The sequence below is a fragment of the Limnohabitans sp. 103DPR2 genome, from assembly GCF_001412575.1.
Taxonomy (GTDB): domain Bacteria; phylum Pseudomonadota; class Gammaproteobacteria; order Burkholderiales; family Burkholderiaceae_C; genus Limnohabitans_A.
In genome coordinates, this window is sequence record NZ_CP011834.1 from 1,132,480 (window position 1) to 1,155,667 (window position 23,188).

Genomic DNA, 23,188 nt, shown 5'->3' on the forward strand with positions numbered 1-23,188 from the left:
TTGTGAAGTCTTAGTGCACCCATAGAAAAGAGTCTGGAATGATTGTAGAAATTGGCCACTTTGCCTTGATCTTGGCAGCATGCGTGGCGCTGATTCAAGGTCTCTTGCCGTTGGCCGGAACGGTCAACGACCATCAGCGTTGGCAAGCCTTGGCAAGGCCTGCTGCAGTCTTGCAGTTTTTGTTGATCGCATTTTCATTTGGTGTGTTGGCACACGGCGCACTGACCGATGACTTTTCAATCAAGTACATTGCCGAGCACTCCAACTCCTTGCTGCCTTCGCAATATAAGTTTGCATCGGTCTGGGGTGGCCACGAAGGGTCTTTGCTGTTGTGGGTTTTGATGTTGGCAGGCTGGACGCTGGCTGTTGCATTGTTTTCTCGCAGCTTGCCCTTGGCGATGGTGGCACGCGTCATAGGCATTTTGGGTTGGGTGTCGACCGGCTTTTTGATGTTCATCTTGACCACCTCCAGTCCATTTGAGCGTTTGCTGCCCGCCGCGCCAGATGGTCGTGATTTGAACCCCTTGTTGCAAGACCCCGGTTTGGTCATTCACCCGCCGATGTTGTACATGGGCTATGTGGGCTTCTCGGTCGCATTTGCATTTGCCTTGTCCGCTTTGTTGTCCGGTCGCATGGATGCAGCATGGGCGCGTTGGTCACGTCCTTGGACGGTGGTGGCGTGGGTCTTCATGACAGCCGGCATTGCGCTGGGCTCCTGGTGGGCCTATTACGAGTTGGGTTGGGGCGGATGGTGGTTCTGGGACCCTGTTGAAAACGCCTCGCTCATGCCATGGTTGTTTGGCACTGCCCTCATTCACGCTTTGATGGTGACCGACAAGCGCGGTGGTTTCAAAGCTTGGTCGGTGCTGTTGGCCATTGGTGCATTTTCATTGTCATTGCTCGGCACATTTTTGGTTCGCTCCGGTGTGTTGACATCGGTTCACGCATTTGCCGCAGATCCTCGCCGCGGTGTGTTCATCTTGATCTTCCTGGCTTTGGTGGTGGGCATCTCACTCACGCTGTTTGCCTGGCGTGCACCCAAAGCGACATTGGGTGGCAAGATTGGTTTGGTATCGCGTGAGTCCATGCTGCTCACCAACAGTGTGTTGTTGGTGGTTGCCACGGGCGCGGTCTTGTTGGGTACGGTTTACCCGCTCATCGTGGATGCTTTGAACTTGGGCAAGTTGTCGGTGGGCGCGCCATATTTCAATGCGGTGTTTGTGCCCTTGATGGTGCCCGTGGTGTTTCTGATGGTGCCAGGCGGCATTGCACACTGGCGTGAGGCTCGTTGGAAAACCTTGGGTCTTGCCATGCGCATTCCTGCGTTGGCAGCCGTGCTGGTCGCTGTCTTTATTTGGGGCTTTACTGAAAAAGGCAATTGGCTGAGTGCCATGGGCATGGCCTTGGCCACTTGGGTGTTTGTGGGCTTGATCCTGCAAATTGTGGAGCGCGTCAAAAAACCAGGCCGCATACCGCCCTCGTTCTGGGGCATGCATTTGGCACACTTGGGCATTGCGGTGGTGGTGGTGGGTGTCACCTTGGTCAAAGGCTACGAGGTGGAGCGTGATGTTCGCATGGGTTTGAACGACACCGTGACCATCGAGAACTACGACTTTGAATTGGTGGGCGTTTCCAATGTGGATGGCCCGAATTACAAAGCTATTCGCGGTGAAATCAAGGTTAGCAAAGACAATCAATTCCTGGAAGTGTTGCATCCCGAGAAGCGCAAGTATTTCTCATCAGCCATGCCCATGACCGAGGCGGCCATCGACTCCGGTTTGTTCCGCGACCTTTATGTGTCCTTGGGTGAATCGATTGAAGGCGACAAACCGCAGTGGAGCGTGCGGGTGTTTTACAAGCCCTTTGTGTCCTGGCTCTGGTACGGCGCCATCTTGATGGTCTTGGGTGGCTTGTTGGCCGTCAGTGATCGACGCTATCGCAAATCGGCTGACAGTTTGAGCTAAGCCGCCTGGAGGCATGTTGTGAAAAAGTTTTTAATTCCCTTGGTGCTCTTTTTTGGATTGGTCGCCTTTCTGGCGGTTGGTCTGAACCGCGATCCGCGTGAAATTCCATCCCCCTTGGTCGGCAAGCCTGCGCCTGCTTTTGAGCTCTATACCTTGGATGCCAACGCACCCAAATTTGGTCCGGCAGACATGAAGGGCAAAGTTTGGATGATGAATGTGTGGGCCACTTGGTGTGTGGCTTGCCGCGAAGAGCATCCTGTGTTGGTGGCGTTTTCCAAGGCCAATCAATTGCCCATCGTTGGCTTGAGCTACAAAGAAGTGCAAGCGCAAGACGAGCCTGCAGGTCGCAAATTCACGCCTGAAGAAAAACTCAAACTTGCACGTGAGCGCAGTCAGTTGTGGCTCAGCCGCCATGGCAATCCTTATGCATTGTCCGTCCTGGATTTGGATGGCCGTGTCGGCATTGACTATGGTGTCTACGGTGTGCCAGAGACTTATGTGATCGACAAAGAAGGCGTCATTCGTTACAAGCGCGTTGGCGTAGTCACACCGGATTTACTGCAATCCACCATCATGCCCTTGGTGCAGAAATTGAATGCTTCCTAAAGCATTGTGAAAGCTCTCATGACATTGAATGCCCCCTGTTTCAAGCTGTTGGCAGTCATGGCCTTTGCCATGGTCACTGCGTTTTCCGCTGTGCAAGCCAAAGAAGCCGCGCCCTTGGCAGAAGATCCACTGGTTGAAAAACGTTTGATTCACATTTCTGAAGAGTTGCGTTGCCTGGTGTGTCAAAACGAGTCCTTGGCATCCTCACGTGCTGAGTTGGCCAACGATTTGCGCGAAGAGGTGAGGAAACTCATTCGGGACAACAAAAGCGATACGCAAATCAAAGAATATCTGGTGACGCGCTACGGTGACTTTGTCCTGTATCGCCCAGAAGTGAAACCCCTCACATGGGTCTTGTGGTTTGGCCCCTTTCTGCTATTGGTCCTCGGTGTTGTGGGCATGGCCCTTTACTTGCGTCAACGCCAAACGGAGAAGCCCCTTCAACAAGAACTGAGCGAAGAAGATCGACGCAAGGTTCAAGAAATTCTGAAGTCTGGAGACGCATCATGAGTGCCAATGTGTTGTTTGTTGTGTTGGCGCTGGGCATGGTGTTGTGTGTGGCTGGCGTTTTGATGTGGGTCTTGCTGCGTCAACGTCCCGTGGTGACGCATGCCAGTCAGGCCAAAGCCAATGCAAAGGTGTACCGAGATCAAATTGCGGACCTTGACCGCGAGCATGAGAGTGGCCACATCAGCGATGCCGAGTGGCAACAGTCACGCGATGAATTAAGCATGCGCTTGTTGGAGGACACTTCCGCACAAGACGATCCTGTCGCAAAACAAGAAAAGCCGGCCTTGTGGACTGCTGTGTTGGTGGCCGTGGCCTTGCCTTTGTCAGCGGTGGGCATGTACATGTGGGTAGGTGAGCCCGATGCACTCAATCCCATGGCCGTTCAATCCAACGACAAGGTTGATCCCACCCAATTGCTCCAAATGGCCGAAAGCTTGGCCCAAAAATTAAACGACAAGCCCGACAACCTTCAGGGTTGGGTGATGTTGGGCCGAACCTACCGCACTCTCGAGAAGTTTGATGCTTCTGTGCAAGCCTACGACCGCGCTTTGAAGTTGTCTGCTGATGACGATTTGAAGCTCGAGCGCGTGGAAGTATTGGCCATGAAATCACAAGGCAACTTTGAAGGTGAGCCTTGGACTGTGATTCGTGATATTTTGCAACGCGACCCGCAAAACTATGGTGCCTTGTTGATGGCGGGAAGTGCCTCTTACTCGCACGAAAAATATGCCGATGCTTTGAAGTATTGGCAACAAGCCCGCAAGCCCTTGGCAGCCGACAACCCTGATGTGCCTGGCTTAGACGAGGCCATTGCCTCAGTGCAGAAAAAACTGGGCATGCCCGCTCAAGTTGCCAAGGGCCCTTCGGCTCAGATGAATGCCGCGCAGACGCCTGCCGCATCACCTTCTGCTAACACTTCCGGTGCCGCAAGCACTGGCTTGACTGTGTCGGGTCAAGTTGCCATAGCGGAAGCACTCAAGGGCAAGGTGAAGCCTTCGGATGTGGTATTCATTTATGCCACACCAGCCAATGGTGAGCGCATGCCTTTGGCCATCTTCAAAACCACAGTAGCCCAACTGCCTTTGGCATTCACATTAGACGATTCCACCGCCATGACACCCGAGCGAAAACTCTCGGGCGCTGGTGAAGTGTTGGTCAAGGTGCGTGTCTCTAAGTCGGGCAACGCCATGCCACAGTCGGGCGATTTGGCGGGTACTTTAGGTCCAGTGAAAGTGGGCTCTAAAGGCTTGAAGCTGGAAATCAAGGATCAGATTCCTTGATCTCCTGGATCAATGCCCTTGCACTTTATTCAATGGCGATCTTGGCATCGCGAATGACGCGCGACCACTTCTCGGTGTCCCGCTGAGTCCAGGCTTGCACTTCTTCGGGTGAGCCTGCTTGCAGTTCAGTGCCGGCAGCTTCAATTTTGGCCACCAAGGCGGGCGTTTTCAAAGCCTTGGTAAGGGCGCTGTTGATGGCATCGACCACAGGCTTGGAGGTGGCCAGTGGTGCGTACATGGCGTACCACGTGGTGTAGTCAAAGCCAGGCAATGCCGAACCAATGAGGGGCAAGGATTTGGTGGCGTTGGATTTGCTGGGTGCCGTGGCTGCCAACACTTTGACCAAGCCTTTGTCGGCCAAACCTTGAAGAGAAGGCAAGCTGCTGAACATGGCGCTGACTTCGCCGGAAATCAAATCGTTCACGGCGCCTGCGCTGCCTTTATAGGGCACATGGATCACATCCGTTTTGGAAAGTGCTTTGAACATTTCCATGCCCAAGTGCGCGGTGCCACCAGTGCCCGCCGATGCAAAACTCACTTTGCCTGGGTTGGCGCGCGCGTAGTCGATCAATTCGGGCATGTTTTTAACGGGCAGCTTGGCTGAGACCACCAACACGTGAGGGCCTGTAGAGATGGTCGACACAGGTTTGAGTTTGGCGACCAAATCTGCGCCGCCTTTTTTGCTCAACATAGGTTGCAGCACCATGTTGCCAAACGCGGCCAACAGCAAGGTGTGTCCATCGGGTTCTGCACGTGTCACAACGCCCAAGGCCGGCACGCCCATGCCGCCGCCTTGGTTTTCGACGGTGACGGGTTGTTTCAAATCTGCGGTGAGGACCAATGCCAACTCACGTGCAACCACATCGGCTGGACCGCCAGCAGCGTAGGGCACTATCAACTTGATGGGTTTGGAGGGCCAAGAAGGCGCTGCGCTTTGCGCAAAGCTCAGCGGCAAGGTGGCGGCCAAGGCGAGCGCCACAGTGATTTGGTTCAGGTGTCGTTTCAGCATGTGTTTCTCCTTGAACTGCATTGTGCACAAATCGCACAGATACAAAAAAACCCTAAGCAAATCAATTGCTTAGGGTTTGTAACTGGCGGAAGCGGTGAGATTCGAACTCACGGACCCTTTCGAGCCGCCGGTTTTCAAGACCGGTGCAATCGACCACTCTGCCACACTTCCAGCGGGGGGAATTGTAACCTTGTTCTAGGCTCAAATTGGGGCGTTTCAGGCAGGAAGGGCGAAAATTAATGTTGATCTGACCCCATTTAAATTAAACGAGCATGCCTTGGGTTTCGATGTAAGCGATGACGTCGGCCAGGCCGGTTTGGGTTTTGAGGTTGGTCATGACGAAGGGTTTGAGGCCTTTGGCAGTGGTGCGCATGCGGGTGGTGTCGGCATGCATCACGTCGAGGTCGGCGCCGACGTAGGGGGCCAGGTCGGTTTTGTTGATGACGAAGAGGTCGCTCTTGGTAATACCAGGGCCGCCTTTGCGGGGGATTTTTTCGCCGGCGGCCACGTCAATCACGTAGATGGTGAGGTCGGACAGTTCGGGGCTGAATGTGGCGGCCAAGTTGTCGCCACCGCTTTCCACGAACACCACGTCGGCGTTCGGAAATTTTTTCAGCATGCGGTCGATGGCTTCAAGGTTGATGGACGCGTCTTCGCGAATGGCGGTGTGCGGGCAGCCGCCAGTTTCAACGCCCATGATGCGATCGGCATCCAGCGCGCCACTGACGGTGAGCAAGCGTTGGTCTTCTTTGGTGTAAATGTCGTTGGTGATGGCCACCAAGTCCCATTTTTGGCGCATGCTTTTGCAGAGCATTTCCAAGAGGGTGGTTTTGCCGGAACCCACGGGGCCACCAATGCCCACGCGAAGCGGTGGCAGTTTTTTGGTGCGGTTGGGAATGTGGTGCAGTGCGGTCATGATCGAAAGAGTCTGGAGTATTGGGTTTCGTGTCTGGCCGACATCACGGCCAGCATGGGACAAAAAGCTTGGCGTTGGTCATCGCTTAAAGCGATGGCGTGTTGCACAGCATCGGGAATTTCTTGGGCCAGTCGGGCCAGTATTTTTTGGCCAGATACCTGGCCCAAGGGAACTGCTTTGAGTGCGGCTTGCGTCATGTTTTCGGCCCAGCCAAAGGCATAGGCTTGAAGCGCTTGATCTAGCGGGGCATTGGCCAGCGACAAGGCCAAAGACATGGCCATGGGGTAGGTGGGGCGCATTTCGCTGCACAGCTTTAATGCGGTCTCTGTGGCTTTGTTTTGAATACGCAGCCAGTCCAACAGGGACCTGCCCATTTGCTCGGTTTGCAAACGCATTTCGTGCGTTTCGCGAGTGGTGTGAACCCACTGGCTTAAATCTTTCAATCGATCGGTGTTCATGGCTTGCCAAGCGGGAATGGCTTGCGCCATCAGGGCCATGTCACCTCGGGCCTGCGACAGATGCAGTTGATCGGCCAGCCAATCTGCACAGGAGGCTTCGTCATGGACGTGCTCGTGATCGATGGCAGCTTCTAAGGCTTCAGAATAAGAGAAGCCGCCCACCGGCAAAGCAGGCGAAGCCAACCAAATGAGTTGGAGAAGTTCAGTGGCCATGGTCGTGATGTGAATGGCCGTGAGCGTGGTCATGTCCATGACCGTGCGCTGCTTCGTCACTGTGGCTGTGACCTGACCCGCCATGATGCGAACCGTAAGCGCCGCCTTCGGGCTCAAATGCTTCTTCTACAGTGTTCACAATCAAATGCATGGCGCGAAGCATTTCTGCCAACACGTTGTCGGGTTCAATTTGGAGGTGATTGGGTTGAAGTTCAATGGGCACATGGCGATTGCCCAAGTGATAGGCCGCGCGTGTGAGATCAAAGGGAGAGCCATGTGCCGTGCAGGCCGTGATGCGCATCAAAGTTTGCGGCGCTGCTTCCACCTTGATCAAACTGCCATCGTCTGCCACCAACACATCACCGCCGCGCACCACATGGCCGCGTTGCAAAAACACCGACAGCACGCGACCCGTGGAGTCTTCTGTTTGAAAACGGCTCTTTTGTCGAACGTCCCAATCTAAAGACACCGTTGGCGCGCGCTTGATCAGCGCCTGCGCCAAGCCTTGACCTTGTGCAATTACTTTTGAGCAGGTGAGCATGGAAAGACAGGGCGCCTGATCAGAACAAGAAGTAACGCTGCGTCATGGGCAAGCTCACGGCTGGGTCACACGTGAGCAACAAACCATCGGCGCGCACCGCATAGGTTTGCGCATCCACTTCCATTTTGGGGGCGTAGTCGTTGTTAATCATGTGGCGCTTGCCCACACCGCGAATACCTTTCACGGCAGACAAGGTTTTTTGCAAACCATACTTTTGATCCACGCCAGCAGCAAGACCGGCCTGCGAAACGAAAGTGAGTGACCCGCGAGCCAACGCACCCCCATAGCTGCCAAACATGGGGCGGTAGTGCACAGGCTGAGGCGTTGGGATGGAGGCATTGGGGTCGCCCATGGCCGCCATGGCAATGAAGCCGCCTTTCAGAATGAGCGCAGGCTTGACGCCAAAGAATGCAGGTCTCCAGACCACCAAATCGGCCCACTTGCCCACTTCAATGCTGCCCACTTCGTGGCTGATGCCGTGCGCAATGGCGGGGTTGATGCAAAGCTTGGCGATGTAGCGCTTGACGCGCGAGTTGTCGTTGCGATCCGTGTCGCCCGGCAACTTGCCGCGCTGCATTTTCATTTTGTGAGCCGTTTGCCAGCAACGCAAAATCACCTCACCCACGCGGCCCATGGCCTGGCTGTCGGAGCTGAACATGCTGATGGCACCCAAGTCATGCAAGATGTCTTCGGCAGCAATGGTTTCTTTGCGGATGCGGCTTTCGGCAAACGCCAAGTCCTCGGCAATGGACGGGTCCAAGTGATGGCAAACCATCAGCATGTCCACGTGTTCATCGAGGGTGTTGATGGTGTAGGGTCGCGTTGGGTTGGTAGAGGAAGGCAGCACATTGGCTTCGCCCACCACTTTCAAAATGTCGGGGGCATGACCGCCGCCTGCACCTTCAGTGTGGAAGGTGTGAATGGTGCGCCCTTTAAAGGCTGCCACGGTGTCTTCCACAAAACCAGATTCGTTCAGGGTGTCTGTGTGAATGGCAACCTGTGTGTCGGTTTCTTCGGCCACGTTCAAACAGTTGTCGATGGCGGCAGGTGTGGTGCCCCAGTCTTCGTGAAGTTTCAGGCCAATGGCGCCTGCATTGATTTGTTCATGCAGTGAGCCGGGCAATGCCGCATTGCCTTTGCCGAGAAATCCCAAATTCATGGGAAAGGCATCAGCCGCTTGCATCATGCGCTCGATGTTCCATGCGCCGGGTGTGCAGGTTGTGGCAAAGGTGCCAGTGGCTGGGCCCGTGCCGCCACCGATCATGGTGGTGACGCCGCTGGCCAAGGCCTCTTCAATTTGCTGAGGGGCAATGAAGTGAATGTGCGTGTCGATACCGCCAGCCGTGACGATGTTGCCTTCGCAGCTGATGACCTCGGTGCCGGGGCCAATGATGATGTCAATGCCGGGTTGCGTATCGGGGTTGCCTGCTTTGCCAATGGCCACAATGCGGCCGCCTTTGAGACCAATGTCGGCCTTCACAATGCCCCAGTGATCGATGATCAAGGCATTGGTCATGACGGTGTCGACAGCGCCGCCCGCTTGCGGGCCTGTGCCCGTGCCATCGCGTGTTCGTTGTGATTGCGACATGCCGTCGCGGATGGTTTTGCCGCCGCCAAATTTGGCTTCTTCACCGTAACCGCCCGCCAACAAGGTGAAGTCTTTTTCAACTTCGATCAACAAGTCTGTGTCGGCCAAGCGAACTCGGTCACCCACGGTGGGGCCAAACATTTCTGCGTAAGCGCGTTTGCCAATGGTCGCCATGATCAATTTCCTTTTGCGGCAGGCAATGCGCCGTTTACCAATGCTCTAAAGCCATAGACCTCGCGATGTCCGCTGTAGTCCACCAATTCAACCGTGCGTTGCTGGCCGGGTTCAAACCGGACCGCTGTACCTGCTGCAATGTTCAAGCGCATGCCTTGGGCGGCCGTGCGATCGAAGACCAAGGCACCATTGGTTTCAGCAAAGTGGTAGTGCGATCCCACTTGAATGGGGCGATCGCCACCGTTTTGCACCACCAGCGTGAGGGTTCTGCGGCCTGGATTGAGGGTGTGCACGCCGTCGTCTGTGATCAGTTCACCGGGAATCATGGTGTCGTCCTTAAACAATGGGTTGATGCACCGTCACCAGTTTGGTGCCGTCGGGGAAGGTGGCTTCCACCTGGATGTCGGGGATCATCTCGGCAATGCCGTCCATCACGTCTGCGCGGGTGAGCAGGGTGCGGCCCTCACTCATCAACTGCGCCACAGTTTTGCCATCGCGGGCGCCTTCCATGACGGCTGCGCTGATGTAGGCCACAGCTTCGGGGTAGTTGAGTTTGAGGCCACGGGCTTTTCGCCTTTCAGCCAGAAGGCCGGCCGTGAATATCAGGAGTTTGTCTTTTTCGCGAGGTGTGAGTTCCATGGTGCACTCTTAAGAAAATCAGATTCAAGCTTAACTCAAGCAACTAGCATGCCCCAAGAAATTCTGAATCCAAGTCTTGCACCGCAACTGTGCGAGTTGTTTTTGGTGCGATTTTGTTTGTGATGCACAAAATTGGTTCATTCGGCCCGATGTCGCGTGCATGTCGCTGCATGACCTCTAGGCATTAAGTTTAAGAAATTTCACATGATTCATTTTTGTTCCCTCTGAAACCAAGGGAAAACCAATGGGTTGGCACAGCCCTTGCAGAAGGTGACACAGCGTTGCAGTTCTTCGCTTGTTTACCAACCTTCTTTTTCTGATTGGAGTGCTCTTATGTTGAATCGTCGTGGCAATCTCAAAGCCTTGGCCCTGGCTTCTGCGCTTGTGGCTGGTGGCTTGTCTTTCTCAGTTCAGGCTCAAACCTCTAACACCATCAAAGTGGGCATCTTGCACAGCTTGTCTGGCACCATGGCCATTTCTGAAACCGTGTTGAAAGACACCGTGTTGATGGCCATCGATGAAATCAACGCCAAAGGCGGTGTGTTGGGTAAGAAATTGGAACCCGTGGTGGTTGACCCTGCTTCTAACTGGCCTTTGTTTGCAGAAAAAACAAAGCAGCTCTTGGGTCAAGACAAAGTGTCCGTGATCTTTGGTTGCTGGACTTCTGTGTCACGTAAATCTGTGTTGCCCGTGGTTGAAGAAATGAACGGCTTGCTGTTCTACCCCGTGCAGTACGAAGGTGAAGAGTTGTCAAAGAATGTGTTCTATACAGGCGCTGCACCCAACCAGCAAGCCATTCCAGCTGTTGACTATTTGATGAGCAAAGACGGCGGCGCTGCCAAGCGTTGGGTCTTGCTTGGCACTGACTATGTGTACCCCCGTACCACCAACAAAATTTTGCGCGCTTACTTGAAGAGCAAAGGCGTGAAAGAGTCTGACATCGACGAAAAATACACGCCCTTCGGTCACTCTGACTACCAAACCATCGTGGCTGATATCAAGAAATTCTCAGCTGGCGGTAAAACAGCTGTGGTGTCCACCATCAACGGTGACTCCAACGTGCCTTTCTACAAAGAATTGGGCAATGCAGGCTTGAAGGCCAAAGACGTGCCTGTGGTTGCGTTCTCTGTGGGTGAAGAAGAACTGCGTGGTGTGGACACCAAGCCTTTGGTCGGTCACTTGGCTGCATGGAACTATTTCATGAGCATCAAGAACCCAGCCAACGACGAGTTCACCAAAAAGTGGGCTGCATACGCCAAGGCTAAAAACATCGCTGGTCACAAAGACAAGCCTTTGACCAATGACCCGATGGAAGCCACCTACATTGGTATCAACATGTGGAAGCAAGCTGTTGAGAAGGCCAAGTCAACTGAAACAGACAAAGTGATTGCTGCCATGGCAGGTCAAACTTTCACAGCGCCAAGTGGCATCACATCCAAGATGGATGAGAAAAACCACCACTTGCACAAGTCTGTGTTCATTGGCGAAATCAAAGCCGACGGCCAGTTCAATGTGGTTTGGAAAACACCAGGTCCTGTGAAAGCCAAGCCATGGAGCCCCTACATTCCTGGCAACGACGTGAAGCCTGACGAACCTGTCAAGAAGTAATTTTTGAAGCTCGTCCTAGAGGAAGGACGACGCCGTCCTTCCTCTTTTTTTTGAATTTCGCAAAGACGAAACATGATTCGATTTAGAACTTGGCCAGTGATTTTTATCCTGGTTTCATCTTTGGCAATGACCTTCATGGCCAGCCCCGTAAAGGCCATGAGCCTGGCAGAGATGAAAGGATTGGTTGACGGAGAGACCGATCAAAGAATTGAAACCCTGAACAAAGTGGTGGCGCAGGGCGATGAGAACACCTTGGTGTTCCTGCAAGCGTTGGCTGACGATGCGGTCAAATTGGCAGGCGACAAAATTTGGATTGTGCGTGACAGCTTTGGCGCTGGCAAAGCACTTGATCCGCTCACAGGGCAAAAACAAGACTTGCCCGCCGATGCACAAGATGTGGTGAGCAACAACCGCTTTCGCGGCGAAATTGAAACGGCATTGGCTGCGCTGAAATTGTTCAGTGCAGACACCGCCATGCGTCAGCAGGCTATCAAGGCCTTGCTCAAAGAACCTGATGCCAGCAAGTTGCCTATGCTGAACAAAGCCTTGGGACAAGAACAACACGCTGCCCTCAAAAACCTTTTGCAGCTGGCCAAAGCGGCAGCCCAATTGGGCGATGCCGACGCGGCCGTTCGCTTGGCCTCAGCGCAGCGATTGGCTGAGAGTCAAACACCTGACACGCAACTCCTGTTGAATCAGCGCTTGGCAGAAGAAACCGATGCACAAGTGAAAGCACAGCTGCGCAAATCTCTCACAGCCATTGAGGCTGCCCTGAAAAATGGTGAACGCCTGGGTGCGCTTTTCACTGGCGCTAGCTTGGGATCTATATTGTTGCTGGTGGCTTTGGGCTTGGCCATCACCTATGGTTTGATGGGTGTGATCAACATGGCCCACGGCGAGCTGATGATGATTGGGGCCTACGCCACCTATGTGGTGCAAGTGCTTTTCCGTCAGTATTTGCCAGGTTACTTTGATGCCTACCTGTTACTGGCTGTGCCTTTGTCTTTCTTGGCATCTGCTTTGGTGGGTGCATTTTTAGAGCGCACTGTTTTGCGTCATCTGTATGGCCGTCCTTTGGAGTCTCTATTGGCCACATGGGGCATCAGTTTGATTTTGATGCAGGCGGTCCGCTCTTTGTTCGGCGCACAAAACGTGGGTGTCGAAAACCCCGCTTGGATGAGTGGCGGCATTCAAGTCTTGTCCAATTTGACCTTGCCTTACAACCGCTTGGTGATCATTGCTTTTGCTGCGGCTGTGCTGCTGGCCATGTCTTTGGTGATTGGCAAAACACGTTTAGGTCTGTTTGTTCGCGGTGTCACGCAAAACCGTCCCATGGCGTCCTGCATGGGCGTGAACACGGCGCGCATAGACACGTATGCGTTTGCCTTGGGATCGGGTATTGCTGGCCTGGCGGGCTGTGCCCTCAGTCAAGTGGGCAATGTGGGGCCTGACTTAGGACAGAACTACATCGTCGATGCCTTCATGGTGGTTGTGTTGGGCGGTGTGGGTCAACTGGCTGGCACTGTGTATGCTGCCCTTGGTTTGGGCTTGGTCAACAAGCTCTTGGAAGGTGTGACAGGTGCCGTGTTGGCCAAAATTTGTGTCCTCGTGTTCATCATCATCTTCATCCAAAAACGCCCGCAAGGTATTTTTGCCATGAAGGGTCGGAGTGCGGAGGCTTGAGATGACAAACTTGAATATTTCAAAAATGGAATTGCCGGGTCGTGAACCTTTGTTCACGGGCAAAGGCTGGACAGCCTTCTGGGTGGCATTGTTGTTTGTTTGCCTGTGCGTTCCCTTGATGAACCTGGTGGTGCCACAAGGCCACTGGTTGCATTTCAGCGATTACGCCGTGAGCTTGGTTGGCAAAATCATGTGCTACGCCATTTGCGCTTTGGCCATGGATTTGATCTGGGGTTACACCGGTATTTTGTCTTTGGGCCACGGTTTGTTTTTCGCCATTGGCGGCTATGCCATGGGCATGTACCTCATGCGCCAGATTGGCACCGATGGCAATTACAAAAGCAACTTGCCCGACTTCATGGTGTTCTTAGATTGGAAAGAGTTGCCGTGGCACTGGGCGCTGTCGGACAGCTTTGTGGCCACACTCTTGTTGATCGTCTTGGTGCCAGCGGTGGTGTCTGGCGTCTTTGGTTACTTTGCCTTCCGCTCCCGCATCAAGGGCGTGTACTTCTCCATCATCACGCAGGCCATGACCTTTGCCGCCATGCTGTTGTTCTTCCGCAATGAAACCGGTTTTGGTGGCAACAATGGCTTTACCGATTTCAAACGGATTTTGGATTTGCCTTTGGCCACACCCAACATGCGCATGATTTTGTTTGTGTTGACCGGCATCACCTTGCTGGGCTTTTTCTTGATGGCCCGGTGGCTCATTCGCAGCAAATTTGGACGCGTTTTGCAAGCCATTCGTGATGCGGAGTCCCGTGTCATGTTCTCTGGCTATTCACCCTTGCCCTACAAGCTCAGCATCTGGGTGATCTCTGCTGTCATGTGCGGTGTCGCGGGTGCCTTGTATGTGCCCCAAGTGGGCATCATCAATCCGGGTGAGATGAGCCCTGCCAATTCGATCGAAATTGCCGTGTGGGCTGCAGTGGGTGGCCGTGGCAGTCTGATTGGCCCTGTGGTGGGTGCGTTCTTGGTCAACGGTGCCAAAAGTTGGCTGACAGTCACTGCACCAGAGTTTTGGTTGTATTTCTTAGGCGCTCTGTTCATTGCCGTGACCTTGTTCTTACCACAGGGTGTGGTGGGCTTGGTGCAGCGATTGAAAGGAGGCCGTTCATGAACCCTGACCTCATGAAACAAGGCGCGCAGCGTGCCGCTGCGCATGCCCCAGAAGCCTATTCTTCAACAGCCACTGAATCGGGCGGACGTGATGCCAGCTATGGCCGCATCCACACGCCTGGCGAGGTAGATGTATCCCACGGCCGCATTTTGTATTTGGAAGACGTCAGCGTCAGCTTCGATGGTTTCAAAGCCATCAACAAATTGTCCTTGGACATTGCCCCTGGTGAGTTGCGCTGCATCATTGGCCCCAATGGCGCTGGCAAAACCACCATGATGGACATCATCACGGGTAAAACCCGTCCTGATGAAGGCCAAGTGTTCTTTGGCAGCACCATCGACTTGCTGCGCCACAACGAACCCGAGATTGCGCAGTTAGGCATTGGCCGCAAGTTTCAAAAGCCCACCGTGTTTGAGCAACTCAGCGTTTTCGAAAACTTGGAGCTGGCGCTCAAAACACCCAAGGGTGTGAAAGCGTCCATGTTCTTCAAGTTGGACTCGATGCAATCCGACCGATTGGCGGAGGTCTTGCACACCATTCATTTGGCCGACAGTGTGTTGACGCAAGCGGGCAATCTAAGTCACGGTCAGAAACAATGGCTCGAGATTGGCATGTTGCTGATGCAAGACCCCAAGCTCTTGTTGTTGGACGAACCCGTGGCCGGCATGACCGATCACGAAACCGAAAGAACAGCCGAGTTGTTCTTGACCTTGAAAGGCAAGCATTCTTTGATGGTGGTGGAGCACGACATGGGCTTTATCAAAACGATCTCTGACATCGTCACTGTGTTGTGCGATGGTTCTGTGCTGGCACAAGGCACCCTGGACCAAGTGCAAGCGGACGAGCGTGTGATTGAAGTTTATTTGGGCCGTTGAGGCGAGGTGATATGAATTTAACGGTCAACAACATTCAGCAGTACTACGGTGGTTCGCACATCTTGCGCGATGTGAGTTTGGAAGCCAAGCAGGGCGAAGTGACAGTGCTATTAGGGCGCAATGGCGTTGGTAAAACCACTTTGCTCAAGTCCTTGATGGGTGTGGTGCCCATCAAAAGTGGCGCGGTGGTTTTAGGTGGGCAAGACCTCACCAAGGCGACGCCCTACGAGCGCGCTCGTGCGGGTGTGGGGTATGTGCCGCAAGGTCGCGAGATCTTTGCACGGCTGACGGTTGAAGAAAACCTCATGATGGGTCTGGCCACTCAGCCTGGCGGCACGCCCATTCCCGCGGAATTGTTTGAACTATTTCCTGTCTTGAAACAAATGCTGCACCGCCGTGGCGGTGACCTGTCGGGCGGACAGCAACAGCAGCTGGCCATTGCACGCGCTTTGGCCGCCAAGCCCAAGTTGCTGATTTTGGATGAGCCCACAGAAGGCATTCAGCCCAGCATCATCAAGGACATTGGCCGAGTGATACGAAAGCTGGCGGATGAAGGCATGCAAGGCCAACGCATGGCCGTGTTGCTGTGCGAGCAGTACTACGACTTTGCCGAAGAACTGGCCGATGCTTACTTGGTCATGGAACGCGGCGAAGTGATTGCCAAAGGCCCGGGCCATGAAATGCAGGCCAAGGGCATTCGACAGTTGGTGGCCATTTAAACGCTCCAAATTCTGGGCGGCACGCTGGGCAGTTTCCACAGGGTGTGGCGCCAAATTGCCCAGACTTGCTTCAGCAAATCCATGGTGGGTTCTACCAAAGGCGACATGACACGCAGCACAATGACCTGCGGGTGAGCACAGGTGATGCCTGCCTGCAGTTTCAAGGGGTGAGCCTCTATCACCAGCCGTGCGGCCTCTAAGGCGCGTTCTGCGCGTTCAGCGGCAATGGGCGATCCACACGTAAAGACCAAGTTGGCCAAACATTTTTGTCCGGCCAAACCCAGTGGGCTGTTGAGCCATCGCGCATCGGTGCCTTGAATGTCGCCACGTTCCAACCAAACCCCTGGAATTTCCAGGTGCTGTTGAAAATGGCCTTGCTTGAAAGCTTGGTCCGAGGTGGGCAGACCCAGTGCGGTCACATCCCATGTGATTAATTCAGCGCCTGGCGCCAAGTTGAATACAGCTCGGTTGGTGCCTTCGCAGTCGTTGTAGGCAATGGCCTCTAAGGGCAACCATTCAAGCCGGGCTTGATCGGCAACATGGGCAACCACTTGTTGCAAGGCCGGATGGCCGCCTGATTTGTAAAACCGCGTGGCGCCTGGCGTACTGACCAAACCATGGGCACCAGAAGCAACTGAGATTTGAATGTCAATGGTGTCGCCGCCAACCAAACCCCCGGGTGGGTGTACCAAGACGTTGTGGCAAATGGCGTCGCCTTCGGGGTAAAGGCTTTTGAGGATGCGCAGCGGACCCTGATGCGAATGTCTGGCAACGGTGCGCTGAGACTCGAGTGTGTAATCCAATTGGAGTTCAGCGCGCCATGCCATACATGCTTGTCTTCAGGTGGGTGGCGCTTCTTGACGGTTGATCAAGCGCCACAGTTGTTTATCGGAAGAGGTCAAGCGGTCAGGCTTGTCCAAGGTTTCGTTGAGTTGTTCTTGGTCGGCCAGCAAATTCAGTTGCCTGATTTGACCCAGCAGATATTTGAAGTGCTCAATGGTGTGTTCGGGATTCGATGCTATTTTATGCAAAGGCAAGATCGACACGTCGTCCATCAACTCACGCTCTTTTTTAGCTTTATCGACCAAGCGCCGCAAATCGTCATCGGTCAGGTGAAGGCGTTTGCTTTCTGTTTTGATAAAGTGTGCTTCATCATCGTCAATGACGCCGTCTGCCAGCATTTCGTAGATGGTGTTGACCAAGGCTTCGCGATCGGATTTCAGTTGGTCGGCAAACGCTGCAGACAACAAGGCAGCAGGGATGGCAAAAATACCGATGCCAATCAAGGCCAAAACGATGGTCATGGCGCGACCAGCTGGTGTGATGGGGGAAATGTCACCATAACCCACCGATGCCAAAGTCACAACAGCCCAGTAAATAGATTGAGGAATGTTTTCAAACTTATCAGGCTGAGCCTCGTGTTCAAACAAATAACCTAAGCTGGCGGTCATCACCACCAGCAGCAACATGATGAAGGCTGAAGCTGCCATGACAGGCCATTCACGTGCAATCACTTTGGAGAGCGATTGCGTTGCACCTGTGTATCTCGTCAATTTGAGCAAGCGCAGCAAACGGAATACCCGCATGAAGCGCAAGTCAAACAAGTGATGCAAAAAGACTTCTAGGAAGAAGGGGGCGATGGCCAACAGGTCAATGACAGAGGAGGTCGACTTGGCCAGCTTCAGTCGGCCAGTAATGGCTTTTTGATAGCCCGGTTCTTCCACACAACAATACAAGCGCAGGCAGTATTCGAGCGTGAAGACACTGACCGCAATGGCATCCAGAATCAGAAATTCAAGATTCAACAAATAGTGAATGCTTTGAACTGACTCCAACACCACAGCGATGACCGAAATCACCACCCAAATGACAATGAAGGTGTCGAACATGTGGTGAAGTTCGCCACCGTACTCGCTGGGGAAAACCAAGGCGTGTACTTTTTGGCGGAAGGTTCTGCCTTTGTTGATCGCGACAAATTCTTTCACAGCCGGAATCAAAACTCGGAAGAGTTTCAAAATACGCAGCAAACGCAAGAACCGTAAGAAGCGCAAATCAATCGAGATGAAGGCTTGCAAAAAGAAAGGCAAGATGGCAATCAGGTCAATCACCGCGAAGGGACTGCTGACATATCGCAAGCGTGAGAAACGGTGTTTTTTAAATTCGTCGTCTTCTGGTGCTAAATAAAGTCGCAGGACGTATTCGATGGAAAAGATGATGACGGAAGCCACATCGAAGTAATGAAACCAAATTTGATTGGGTTCATAAACGGCAGGCAGATGCTCGAACACCAATGCAAACAAGTTGGCTACGATCAGTAAGCCGATCCAATGCTCAATGGTCTTGTGATAGTTGCCCTCAATGTGAGGGTCTAAGAGCCATGCGTATAGCCATTTGCGGAATGGCAGGTCGCTCGAAATCTCTGCTTCGTGAGACAGCAGTTGGGCTTCAATGTTTTTGGTTGCCATGTTGAAACCCCTTAAAACTCAAACTCATCAACTTTGATGGGATAGCCACCTTTGTCGCAAACTGTGACTTTCAGTGCGATTTTGGTATCGATGGCATCCATTTCGACCAATTGGGACGCAACAGTTGGGATGGCAGAACCCGGCGGTGTAGGCACGATCTTTTCTAAGATGATGTTGCCAACGGTTGTTTTGTCTTTGGGGTCGCATTTGGCAATGAAGGTCAAGGGCTCGCCTGTAAAAGCGTTGGTCAAGCCTTTCAGTTCTTTGACATTCTCAAGGACGTCGTTGTAACAATCACCCCAACGTCTGCGTTCCATGGCGCTAGAGGCGCAACTTTCGATGGCAAAGTCTTCTTGCATGCGGGGTTCGCTGTTGTCCTTGAGCCATTTCACCCAAGCTTCGCCATTTTGTTTCGTGACTTCATTCTTGTTGCCTTCTTCATGGGACAACACACCCACCCAGGCAACGCAAACCAAGGCGAAAGTTAGAAAAATCAGAAACAAAATGTCCCAAAAGTTCGGGTAACCCGAGACTGCGGGTGCCGGCTTGGCCTGATCTGTCGGCGCGTCTGTTTGGCTCATGAAAGAAACTCCCTGCTGCAAGGATGCGTTAAGACCAAGCCGAACTGGCTTGGCGATTTAACGGTGCATCGTAGGGAATCGGCTCGAAAGGTCAAGCCTTTAGAGCCGATCTGAAAATAAGGCCGAAAGCTTTGGCTTTATTCGTTGTGTGAGCCGCGGTGGGCCCATCCGGTGGTGTGCTTCTCAATGTAACTAAAAAGCTCGTACATCACCATGGCCATGGCGCCCACCACCACCAAACCCGAGAAGGCCAAGCCCATTTGCATGGCAGAACCTGCTGAGATCAGTAGATACCCGATGCCTTCGTTGGCCGCTGTCATTTCGGAAACCGTGGTGCCCACAAAGGCCAATGTGATGGCCACCTTCAAGGAGCCATAGAAGTAAGGCATGGAGCGGGGCAGGCCTACTTTGACCAAGACGTCCCAACGTTTGGCGCCCAACACGCGGAGCACGTCTTCGAGTTCAGGCTCAAGAGTGGCCAAGCCGGTGGCGATGTTGACCATGATGGGGAAGAAGCTGATCAAGAAGGCTGTGAGGATGGCGGGACCAATGCCAATGCCAAACCAAACCACCAAGATGGGCACGAAGGCTGCCTTGGGCAATGCATTGAAGGCGGTCATGAGCGGGTAGACCGCAGCATAGGCCAAACGCGAGCTGCCAATGACAAAGCCCAACAAGACGCCCACCACGATGGCAATGCCAAAGCCCGCCATGGTGACCCAATAGGTGCGCCATGCATGGGCGGCAATCACATCACGGAACTCGATGGTTTGCTGCGCAATGCGGTAGGGGCTGGGGAAAATGAATTCCGAGACGTTGAAGAAACTGCAGAGGCCTTGCCAAATGAGCAGCGTGAGCACCAACAAAATCCAAGGTGCAGATGTTTCGAGCGTTTTCTTGTTCACAAATCACCTGCTTATTGGTTGATGACCGCACCGGCTTTGCGAATGGCACCAATGTGGCCGCGCAAATCGTGAACGATGCTGGTGAATTCAGGGGTGTACGTCACTTCTAAATCGCGTGGACGTGGCAAATCAATTTCTCGCTTGACCACAAAACGCCCTGGACTTTTGCTCATCACGTAAACGGTGTCAGCCAAGAAGACCGACTCGCGCAAATCGTGGGTGACCAAAATGACGTTGAATTTTTGTTCGGTCCACAGATCGCGCAAGATGCACCACAGCTCTTCGCGTGTGAAGGCGTCGAGGGCGCCAAAGGGCTCGTCGAGCAGCAGCATCTTGGGCTCATGAATCAAAGCGCGGCAAATGCTGGCGCGTTGTTGCATGCCGCCCGACAGTTGCCAAGGAAACTTGTCTTCGTAACCCGCTAAGCCAACGGTTTGCAGCAACTTGCGAGCGCGCTCGACAAACTCTGGCTTGCGTTGTTTGAATTGCGAGCGATAAGGCTCCACAATTTCCAGAGGCAACAAGACGTTGTCGAGGGTGGTTCGCCAAGGCAACAAAGAAGGTGCCTGAAAAGCCATGCCGCTGATTTTCAAGGGGCCTGTGACGGGCTGGCCGTCCACCATGATTTGCCCCTTGCTGGGTTTTTTCAAACCCGTGGTGAGCTTCATGAAGGTGGACTTGCCGCAGCCCGATGGACCCACAATGGCAATGAATTCGCCTTGTTTGACTTGCAAATTGATGTCTTCAACTGCAAAGTGATTTTGGGCCAACAACTCGTCGTTGTAGGCCAACCAAACATTTTGAAAATCAACGAAATTGGGAGTGCTCAAAACAGGCCGCCTTGTTCAATCAGGAAATCAGAATTTATTTCTTGGGCTTAGGCAAGATGTCGAGTTCTTTGGTGCTAGGCAAGAAAGAACCGTTCCAGACATCGTCTGGCTTGATGCGGGTTTTGGTATTGAAGGCATCTGAAACTTGGGATGCCATCAAAGCCAAACGAGGGCCCTTGACTTGACCAAAGCCTTCTTCGCGCGCAGAGGGGCTGTTGATCACGGTGTCGATGGCCAATTGCAAACGGCGAGTTTCCAATTCCACGTTGATGATGCCGTCACGTGCTTTGACATCCGCAATGGCGGCTGCAGGGTTGGCAATCACGTCTTTCGCACCTTTGGTGAAAGCAGACAGGAAGGCCTTCACAGCGGCTGGATTTTCTTTCATGATTTTGGGTGAGGCAATGATCACGTTGCCGTAGAGCTTCACGCCGAAATCGGGGTATTGCATGACCACCACATCATCGGCCTTCACACCGCGTGCTTCAATGTTGAGCAAAGAGGTGAAGGTGAAGCCTGTGATGGCATCGACATCGCCGCGAACCAACATGGTTTCACGCAATGGGGGGTCCATGGCTGTCCATGCCACGTTGCCAATGTTGTTGGCTTTTTGGAAGATGGGGAATGCACGGCGTCCTGCATCAAACACAGGTGCGCCCAATTTCTTGCCAGCCAAATCGGCGGGTGTTTTGATGCCAGATTTTTTCAGCGCCATGACAGAAGCAGGCGTGTTGTTGTAGACCATCATGATGGCCACAGGCTTGTTGGGCACGTCGGGGTTGTTGGCGTGGAATTCCATCAGCGCGGCCAAGTCGGCAAAGCCAATGTCGTAGCTACCAGAGGCCACACGTGTCACCGCACCGCCAGAACCGTTGCCTGCGTCAACTGTGACATCCAATTTCGCATCTTTGAAATAACCCTTGGCGACGGGTGTCAAGAAAAAGGCCGCAGGACCTTCGAAGCGCCAGTCCAATTGGAACTTGATGGGCGTTGTTTGAGCTTGGGCCAAGCCCAATGTGCAGGCAGCCAACAAGGCTGCAGTAGTTTTAAGCAAGAAACGTTTTTTCATGAAAGCTCCAAAAGGGTATGACAAAAGATTGCAAAACAACAAGCAATATCAATGCCATTATGAGGGGGGTTCGAAGGGCGTTTGTGTTCCAAAATGTATACGATTTTTGACGTAGATCGGTTAAAAAGTTGTCGCAAACGCCCTAAGTTGGTTCTTCAGCCCTGAAGCAAGTCCAAAAGGGTGCGTGAGATCACTTTGGTTGCTTTGCGCAAATCTTCCAAATTCAGGCGCTCGTCGGCGCGTTTGGCGTGGGATTCCAGCACGGTTCGGGGGCCTGCACCGTAGATCACGCCAGGAATGCCTTTTTCCACGTACAAGCGCACGTCGGTGTAGAGGGGGGTACCCATGGCAGGAATGGGTTCGCCAAAGATGTCGCTTCCATGTTGTTGGATGGCCTGGACCAAAGGCGCATTGCCTGCCAGCGGCTTCATGGCGTGCGCCATGAGCAAGCGTTTGATGTCGATGCGGACTTGCGCATCTTGAGCGCGGCCTTGGTTGAATTCCGTTACAGCTTGCGCAATCACATCGCGAATGTTGGCTTCCACCTCTTGAGGGTTTTCTTCTGGAATCATGCGGCGGTCGAGTTTGAAGCTGACCGTGCCGGGCACCACATTGGTATTGGTGCCGCCTTCAATGCGGCCCACATTCAAGTAGGGGTGGTTGATGCCTTCAACTTTGGATGTGATTTGTTGGTAGCGTTTGTTTTGCGCGTAGAGCTTGTTCAGAATGTGAACCGCCGCTTGCAAAGCATCCACGCCTGTTTCCGGAATGGCTGCGTGAGCCATCTTGCCGTGAACCGTCACTTCCATTTGCAAGCAGCCATTGTGGGCCGTGACCACTTGATAGCTGAACCCAGCCGCAATCATCAAATCAGGTTTTGTGACGCCCTTGTCTAGCAACCAACCCGGGCCTTTTTCACCACCAAATTCTTCGTCGTAAGTGAAGTGCAATTCCACATTGCCCTTGAGTGCCAACTGCTGTTGATCGCGCAAGGCTTCAACCGCGCGAAGTGCGTAGGTGAAGGTAGAGAAGTCGCATTTGCTGACCGCTGTGGCGCGGCCATACATGTGGCCATTTTCAATTTCAGCACCGTAGGGAGGATGGGTCCATCCTTCACCGGGAGGCACCACATCGCCGTGTGCATTCAGAGCAATGGTTTTGCCGCCTGCACCAAAGGGTCTGCGAACAATCAGATTGGTGAGTGAGGTTAAGCCGTAGGCTTTGACCTCTGCTTCAGGGACTGGAAATTGCTCAGCCACATAACCCAAGCTTTTCAAGAGTTCGGTGGTCTTGGCTGCATGCGGTGCATTGTTGCCAGGCGGTGTGTCTGTGGGCACTTGAACCAAGGCTTGCAGAAATTTCACTTGCTCATCAAAGTGGGCATCGATCCATTGATCGAGTTGAGCGTATTGTTGGGTGGAGGCAGTCATGTGAT

The 23,188-nt window shown here is 53.4% G+C and carries 23 protein-coding genes and 1 tRNA gene; 9 read left to right on the top strand and 15 right to left on the bottom strand.

Annotation, left to right across the window (positions count from 1 at the left end):
- The first annotated feature begins 38 nt into the window (after positions 1 to 38).
- The 4 genes from L103DPR2_RS05620 to ccmI are packed head-to-tail and all read left to right on the top strand — an operon-like array spanning position 39 to position 4,360.
- The gene (locus tag L103DPR2_RS05620) at positions 39 to 1,964 is read left to right on the top strand and encodes a heme lyase CcmF/NrfE family subunit (RefSeq protein WP_055360131.1); all 1,926 of its coding nucleotides are present in this window, start codon (positions 39 to 41) and stop codon (positions 1,962 to 1,964) included.
- A gap of 18 nt (positions 1,965 to 1,982) precedes the next feature.
- Positions 1,983 to 2,570 (top strand): DsbE family thiol:disulfide interchange protein, encoded by a 588-nt coding sequence (locus tag L103DPR2_RS05625; RefSeq protein WP_055360132.1) that lies wholly within the window; start codon positions 1,983 to 1,985, stop codon positions 2,568 to 2,570.
- Positions 2,571 to 2,588: 18 nt separating this feature from the next.
- Entirely contained in the window at positions 2,589 to 3,080 is a 492-nt protein-coding gene (locus L103DPR2_RS05630; RefSeq protein ID WP_231717692.1) for a cytochrome c-type biogenesis protein, read from the top strand.
- Entirely contained in the window at positions 3,077 to 4,360 is a 1,284-nt protein-coding gene (ccmI, locus tag L103DPR2_RS05635; RefSeq protein ID WP_055360133.1) for a c-type cytochrome biogenesis protein CcmI, read from the top strand. Before L103DPR2_RS05630 ends, ccmI begins: the two co-directional genes overlap by 4 nt.
- 25 nt (positions 4,361 to 4,385) lie before the next feature.
- Here ccmI and L103DPR2_RS05640 read toward each other — a convergent pair whose 3' ends face one another.
- The 8 genes from L103DPR2_RS05640 to ureA form a co-directional block, all read right to left on the bottom strand.
- Entirely contained in the window at positions 4,386 to 5,369 is a 984-nt protein-coding gene (locus L103DPR2_RS05640) for a Bug family tripartite tricarboxylate transporter substrate binding protein (RefSeq protein WP_082466859.1), read from the bottom strand.
- Between the two features lie 83 nt (positions 5,370 to 5,452).
- Positions 5,453 to 5,540, bottom strand: a tRNA-Ser gene (locus L103DPR2_RS05645).
- A 91-nt stretch (positions 5,541 to 5,631) separates the two neighbouring features.
- Entirely contained in the window at positions 5,632 to 6,288 is a 657-nt protein-coding gene (gene ureG, locus L103DPR2_RS05650; RefSeq protein WP_055361883.1) for an urease accessory protein UreG, read from the bottom strand.
- Positions 6,282 to 6,989, bottom strand: coding sequence for an urease accessory protein UreF (locus L103DPR2_RS05655; protein ID WP_082466860.1), 708 nt, complete (start codon positions 6,987 to 6,989; stop codon positions 6,282 to 6,284). Before L103DPR2_RS05655 ends, ureG begins: the two co-directional genes overlap by 7 nt.
- Entirely contained in the window at positions 6,946 to 7,497 is a 552-nt protein-coding gene (gene ureE, locus L103DPR2_RS05660; protein WP_055360135.1) for an urease accessory protein UreE, read from the bottom strand. Before ureE ends, L103DPR2_RS05655 begins: the two co-directional genes overlap by 44 nt.
- Positions 7,498 to 7,516: 19 nt before the next feature.
- Entirely contained in the window at positions 7,517 to 9,259 is a 1,743-nt protein-coding gene (gene ureC / locus L103DPR2_RS05665) for an urease subunit alpha (protein ID WP_055360136.1), read from the bottom strand.
- A gap of 2 nt (positions 9,260 to 9,261) precedes the next feature.
- Complete coding sequence (locus tag L103DPR2_RS05670) at positions 9,262 to 9,585, bottom strand: urease subunit beta (protein ID WP_055360137.1); 324 nt, start codon at positions 9,583 to 9,585, stop codon at positions 9,262 to 9,264.
- Between the two features lie 10 nt (positions 9,586 to 9,595).
- Positions 9,596 to 9,898, bottom strand: a complete 303-nt coding sequence (gene ureA, locus L103DPR2_RS05675) for an urease subunit gamma (protein ID WP_055360138.1) — start codon at positions 9,896 to 9,898, stop codon at positions 9,596 to 9,598.
- 336 nt (positions 9,899 to 10,234) lie between these two features.
- On the opposite strand from ureA, the gene urtA reads away from it, so the two are divergent.
- From urtA to urtE, 5 genes are all read left to right on the top strand, one after another.
- Positions 10,235 to 11,506 carry an urea ABC transporter substrate-binding protein gene (gene urtA, locus L103DPR2_RS05680; protein WP_055361884.1) on the top strand — a complete coding sequence of 424 codons (1,272 nt, stop codon included), beginning with the start codon at positions 10,235 to 10,237 and terminating at the stop codon, positions 11,504 to 11,506.
- A 135-nt stretch (positions 11,507 to 11,641) separates the two neighbouring features.
- On the top strand, positions 11,642 to 13,189 hold the full coding sequence (gene urtB, locus L103DPR2_RS05685; RefSeq protein WP_156339862.1) for an urea ABC transporter permease subunit UrtB: 1,548 nt from the start codon (positions 11,642 to 11,644) through the stop codon (positions 13,187 to 13,189).
- Position 13,190: 1 nt separating this feature from the next.
- Positions 13,191 to 14,309 (top strand): urea ABC transporter permease subunit UrtC, encoded by a 1,119-nt coding sequence (gene urtC, locus L103DPR2_RS05690; protein ID WP_055360139.1) that lies wholly within the window; start codon positions 13,191 to 13,193, stop codon positions 14,307 to 14,309.
- Complete coding sequence (gene urtD / locus L103DPR2_RS05695) at positions 14,306 to 15,184, top strand: urea ABC transporter ATP-binding protein UrtD (protein WP_055360140.1); 879 nt, start codon at positions 14,306 to 14,308, stop codon at positions 15,182 to 15,184. Before urtC ends, urtD begins: the two co-directional genes overlap by 4 nt.
- A gap of 11 nt (positions 15,185 to 15,195) precedes the next feature.
- Positions 15,196 to 15,903 carry an urea ABC transporter ATP-binding subunit UrtE gene (urtE, locus tag L103DPR2_RS05700; protein WP_055360141.1) on the top strand — a complete coding sequence of 236 codons (708 nt, stop codon included), beginning with the start codon at positions 15,196 to 15,198 and terminating at the stop codon, positions 15,901 to 15,903.
- Here the strand turns inward: urtE and L103DPR2_RS05705 are convergent.
- The 7 genes from L103DPR2_RS05705 to L103DPR2_RS05735 form a co-directional block, all read right to left on the bottom strand.
- Positions 15,900 to 16,730 (bottom strand): urease accessory protein UreD, encoded by an 831-nt coding sequence (locus tag L103DPR2_RS05705; protein WP_055360142.1) that lies wholly within the window; start codon positions 16,728 to 16,730, stop codon positions 15,900 to 15,902. The genes urtE and L103DPR2_RS05705 overlap by 4 nt on opposite strands.
- Positions 16,731 to 16,742: 12 nt before the next feature.
- The gene (locus tag L103DPR2_RS05710; protein ID WP_055360143.1) at positions 16,743 to 18,368 is read right to left on the bottom strand and encodes an ion transporter; all 1,626 of its coding nucleotides are present in this window, start codon (positions 18,366 to 18,368) and stop codon (positions 16,743 to 16,745) included.
- 11 nt (positions 18,369 to 18,379) lie between these two features.
- Complete coding sequence (locus tag L103DPR2_RS05715; protein WP_055360144.1) at positions 18,380 to 18,949, bottom strand: hypothetical protein; 570 nt, start codon at positions 18,947 to 18,949, stop codon at positions 18,380 to 18,382.
- 137 nt (positions 18,950 to 19,086) lie between these two features.
- Complete coding sequence (locus L103DPR2_RS05720; protein ID WP_055360145.1) at positions 19,087 to 19,854, bottom strand: ABC transporter permease; 768 nt, start codon at positions 19,852 to 19,854, stop codon at positions 19,087 to 19,089.
- A gap of 11 nt (positions 19,855 to 19,865) precedes the next feature.
- Positions 19,866 to 20,684 carry an ABC transporter ATP-binding protein gene (locus L103DPR2_RS05725; protein ID WP_055360146.1) on the bottom strand — a complete coding sequence of 273 codons (819 nt, stop codon included), beginning with the start codon at positions 20,682 to 20,684 and terminating at the stop codon, positions 19,866 to 19,868.
- 34 nt (positions 20,685 to 20,718) lie between these two features.
- On the bottom strand, positions 20,719 to 21,753 hold the full coding sequence (locus L103DPR2_RS05730; RefSeq protein ID WP_055360147.1) for an ABC transporter substrate-binding protein: 1,035 nt from the start codon (positions 21,751 to 21,753) through the stop codon (positions 20,719 to 20,721).
- Between the two features lie 155 nt (positions 21,754 to 21,908).
- Positions 21,909 to 23,183, bottom strand: coding sequence for a M20 family metallopeptidase (locus L103DPR2_RS05735; RefSeq protein ID WP_055360148.1), 1,275 nt, complete (start codon positions 23,181 to 23,183; stop codon positions 21,909 to 21,911).
- Positions 23,184 to 23,188: the final 5 nt, after the last annotated feature.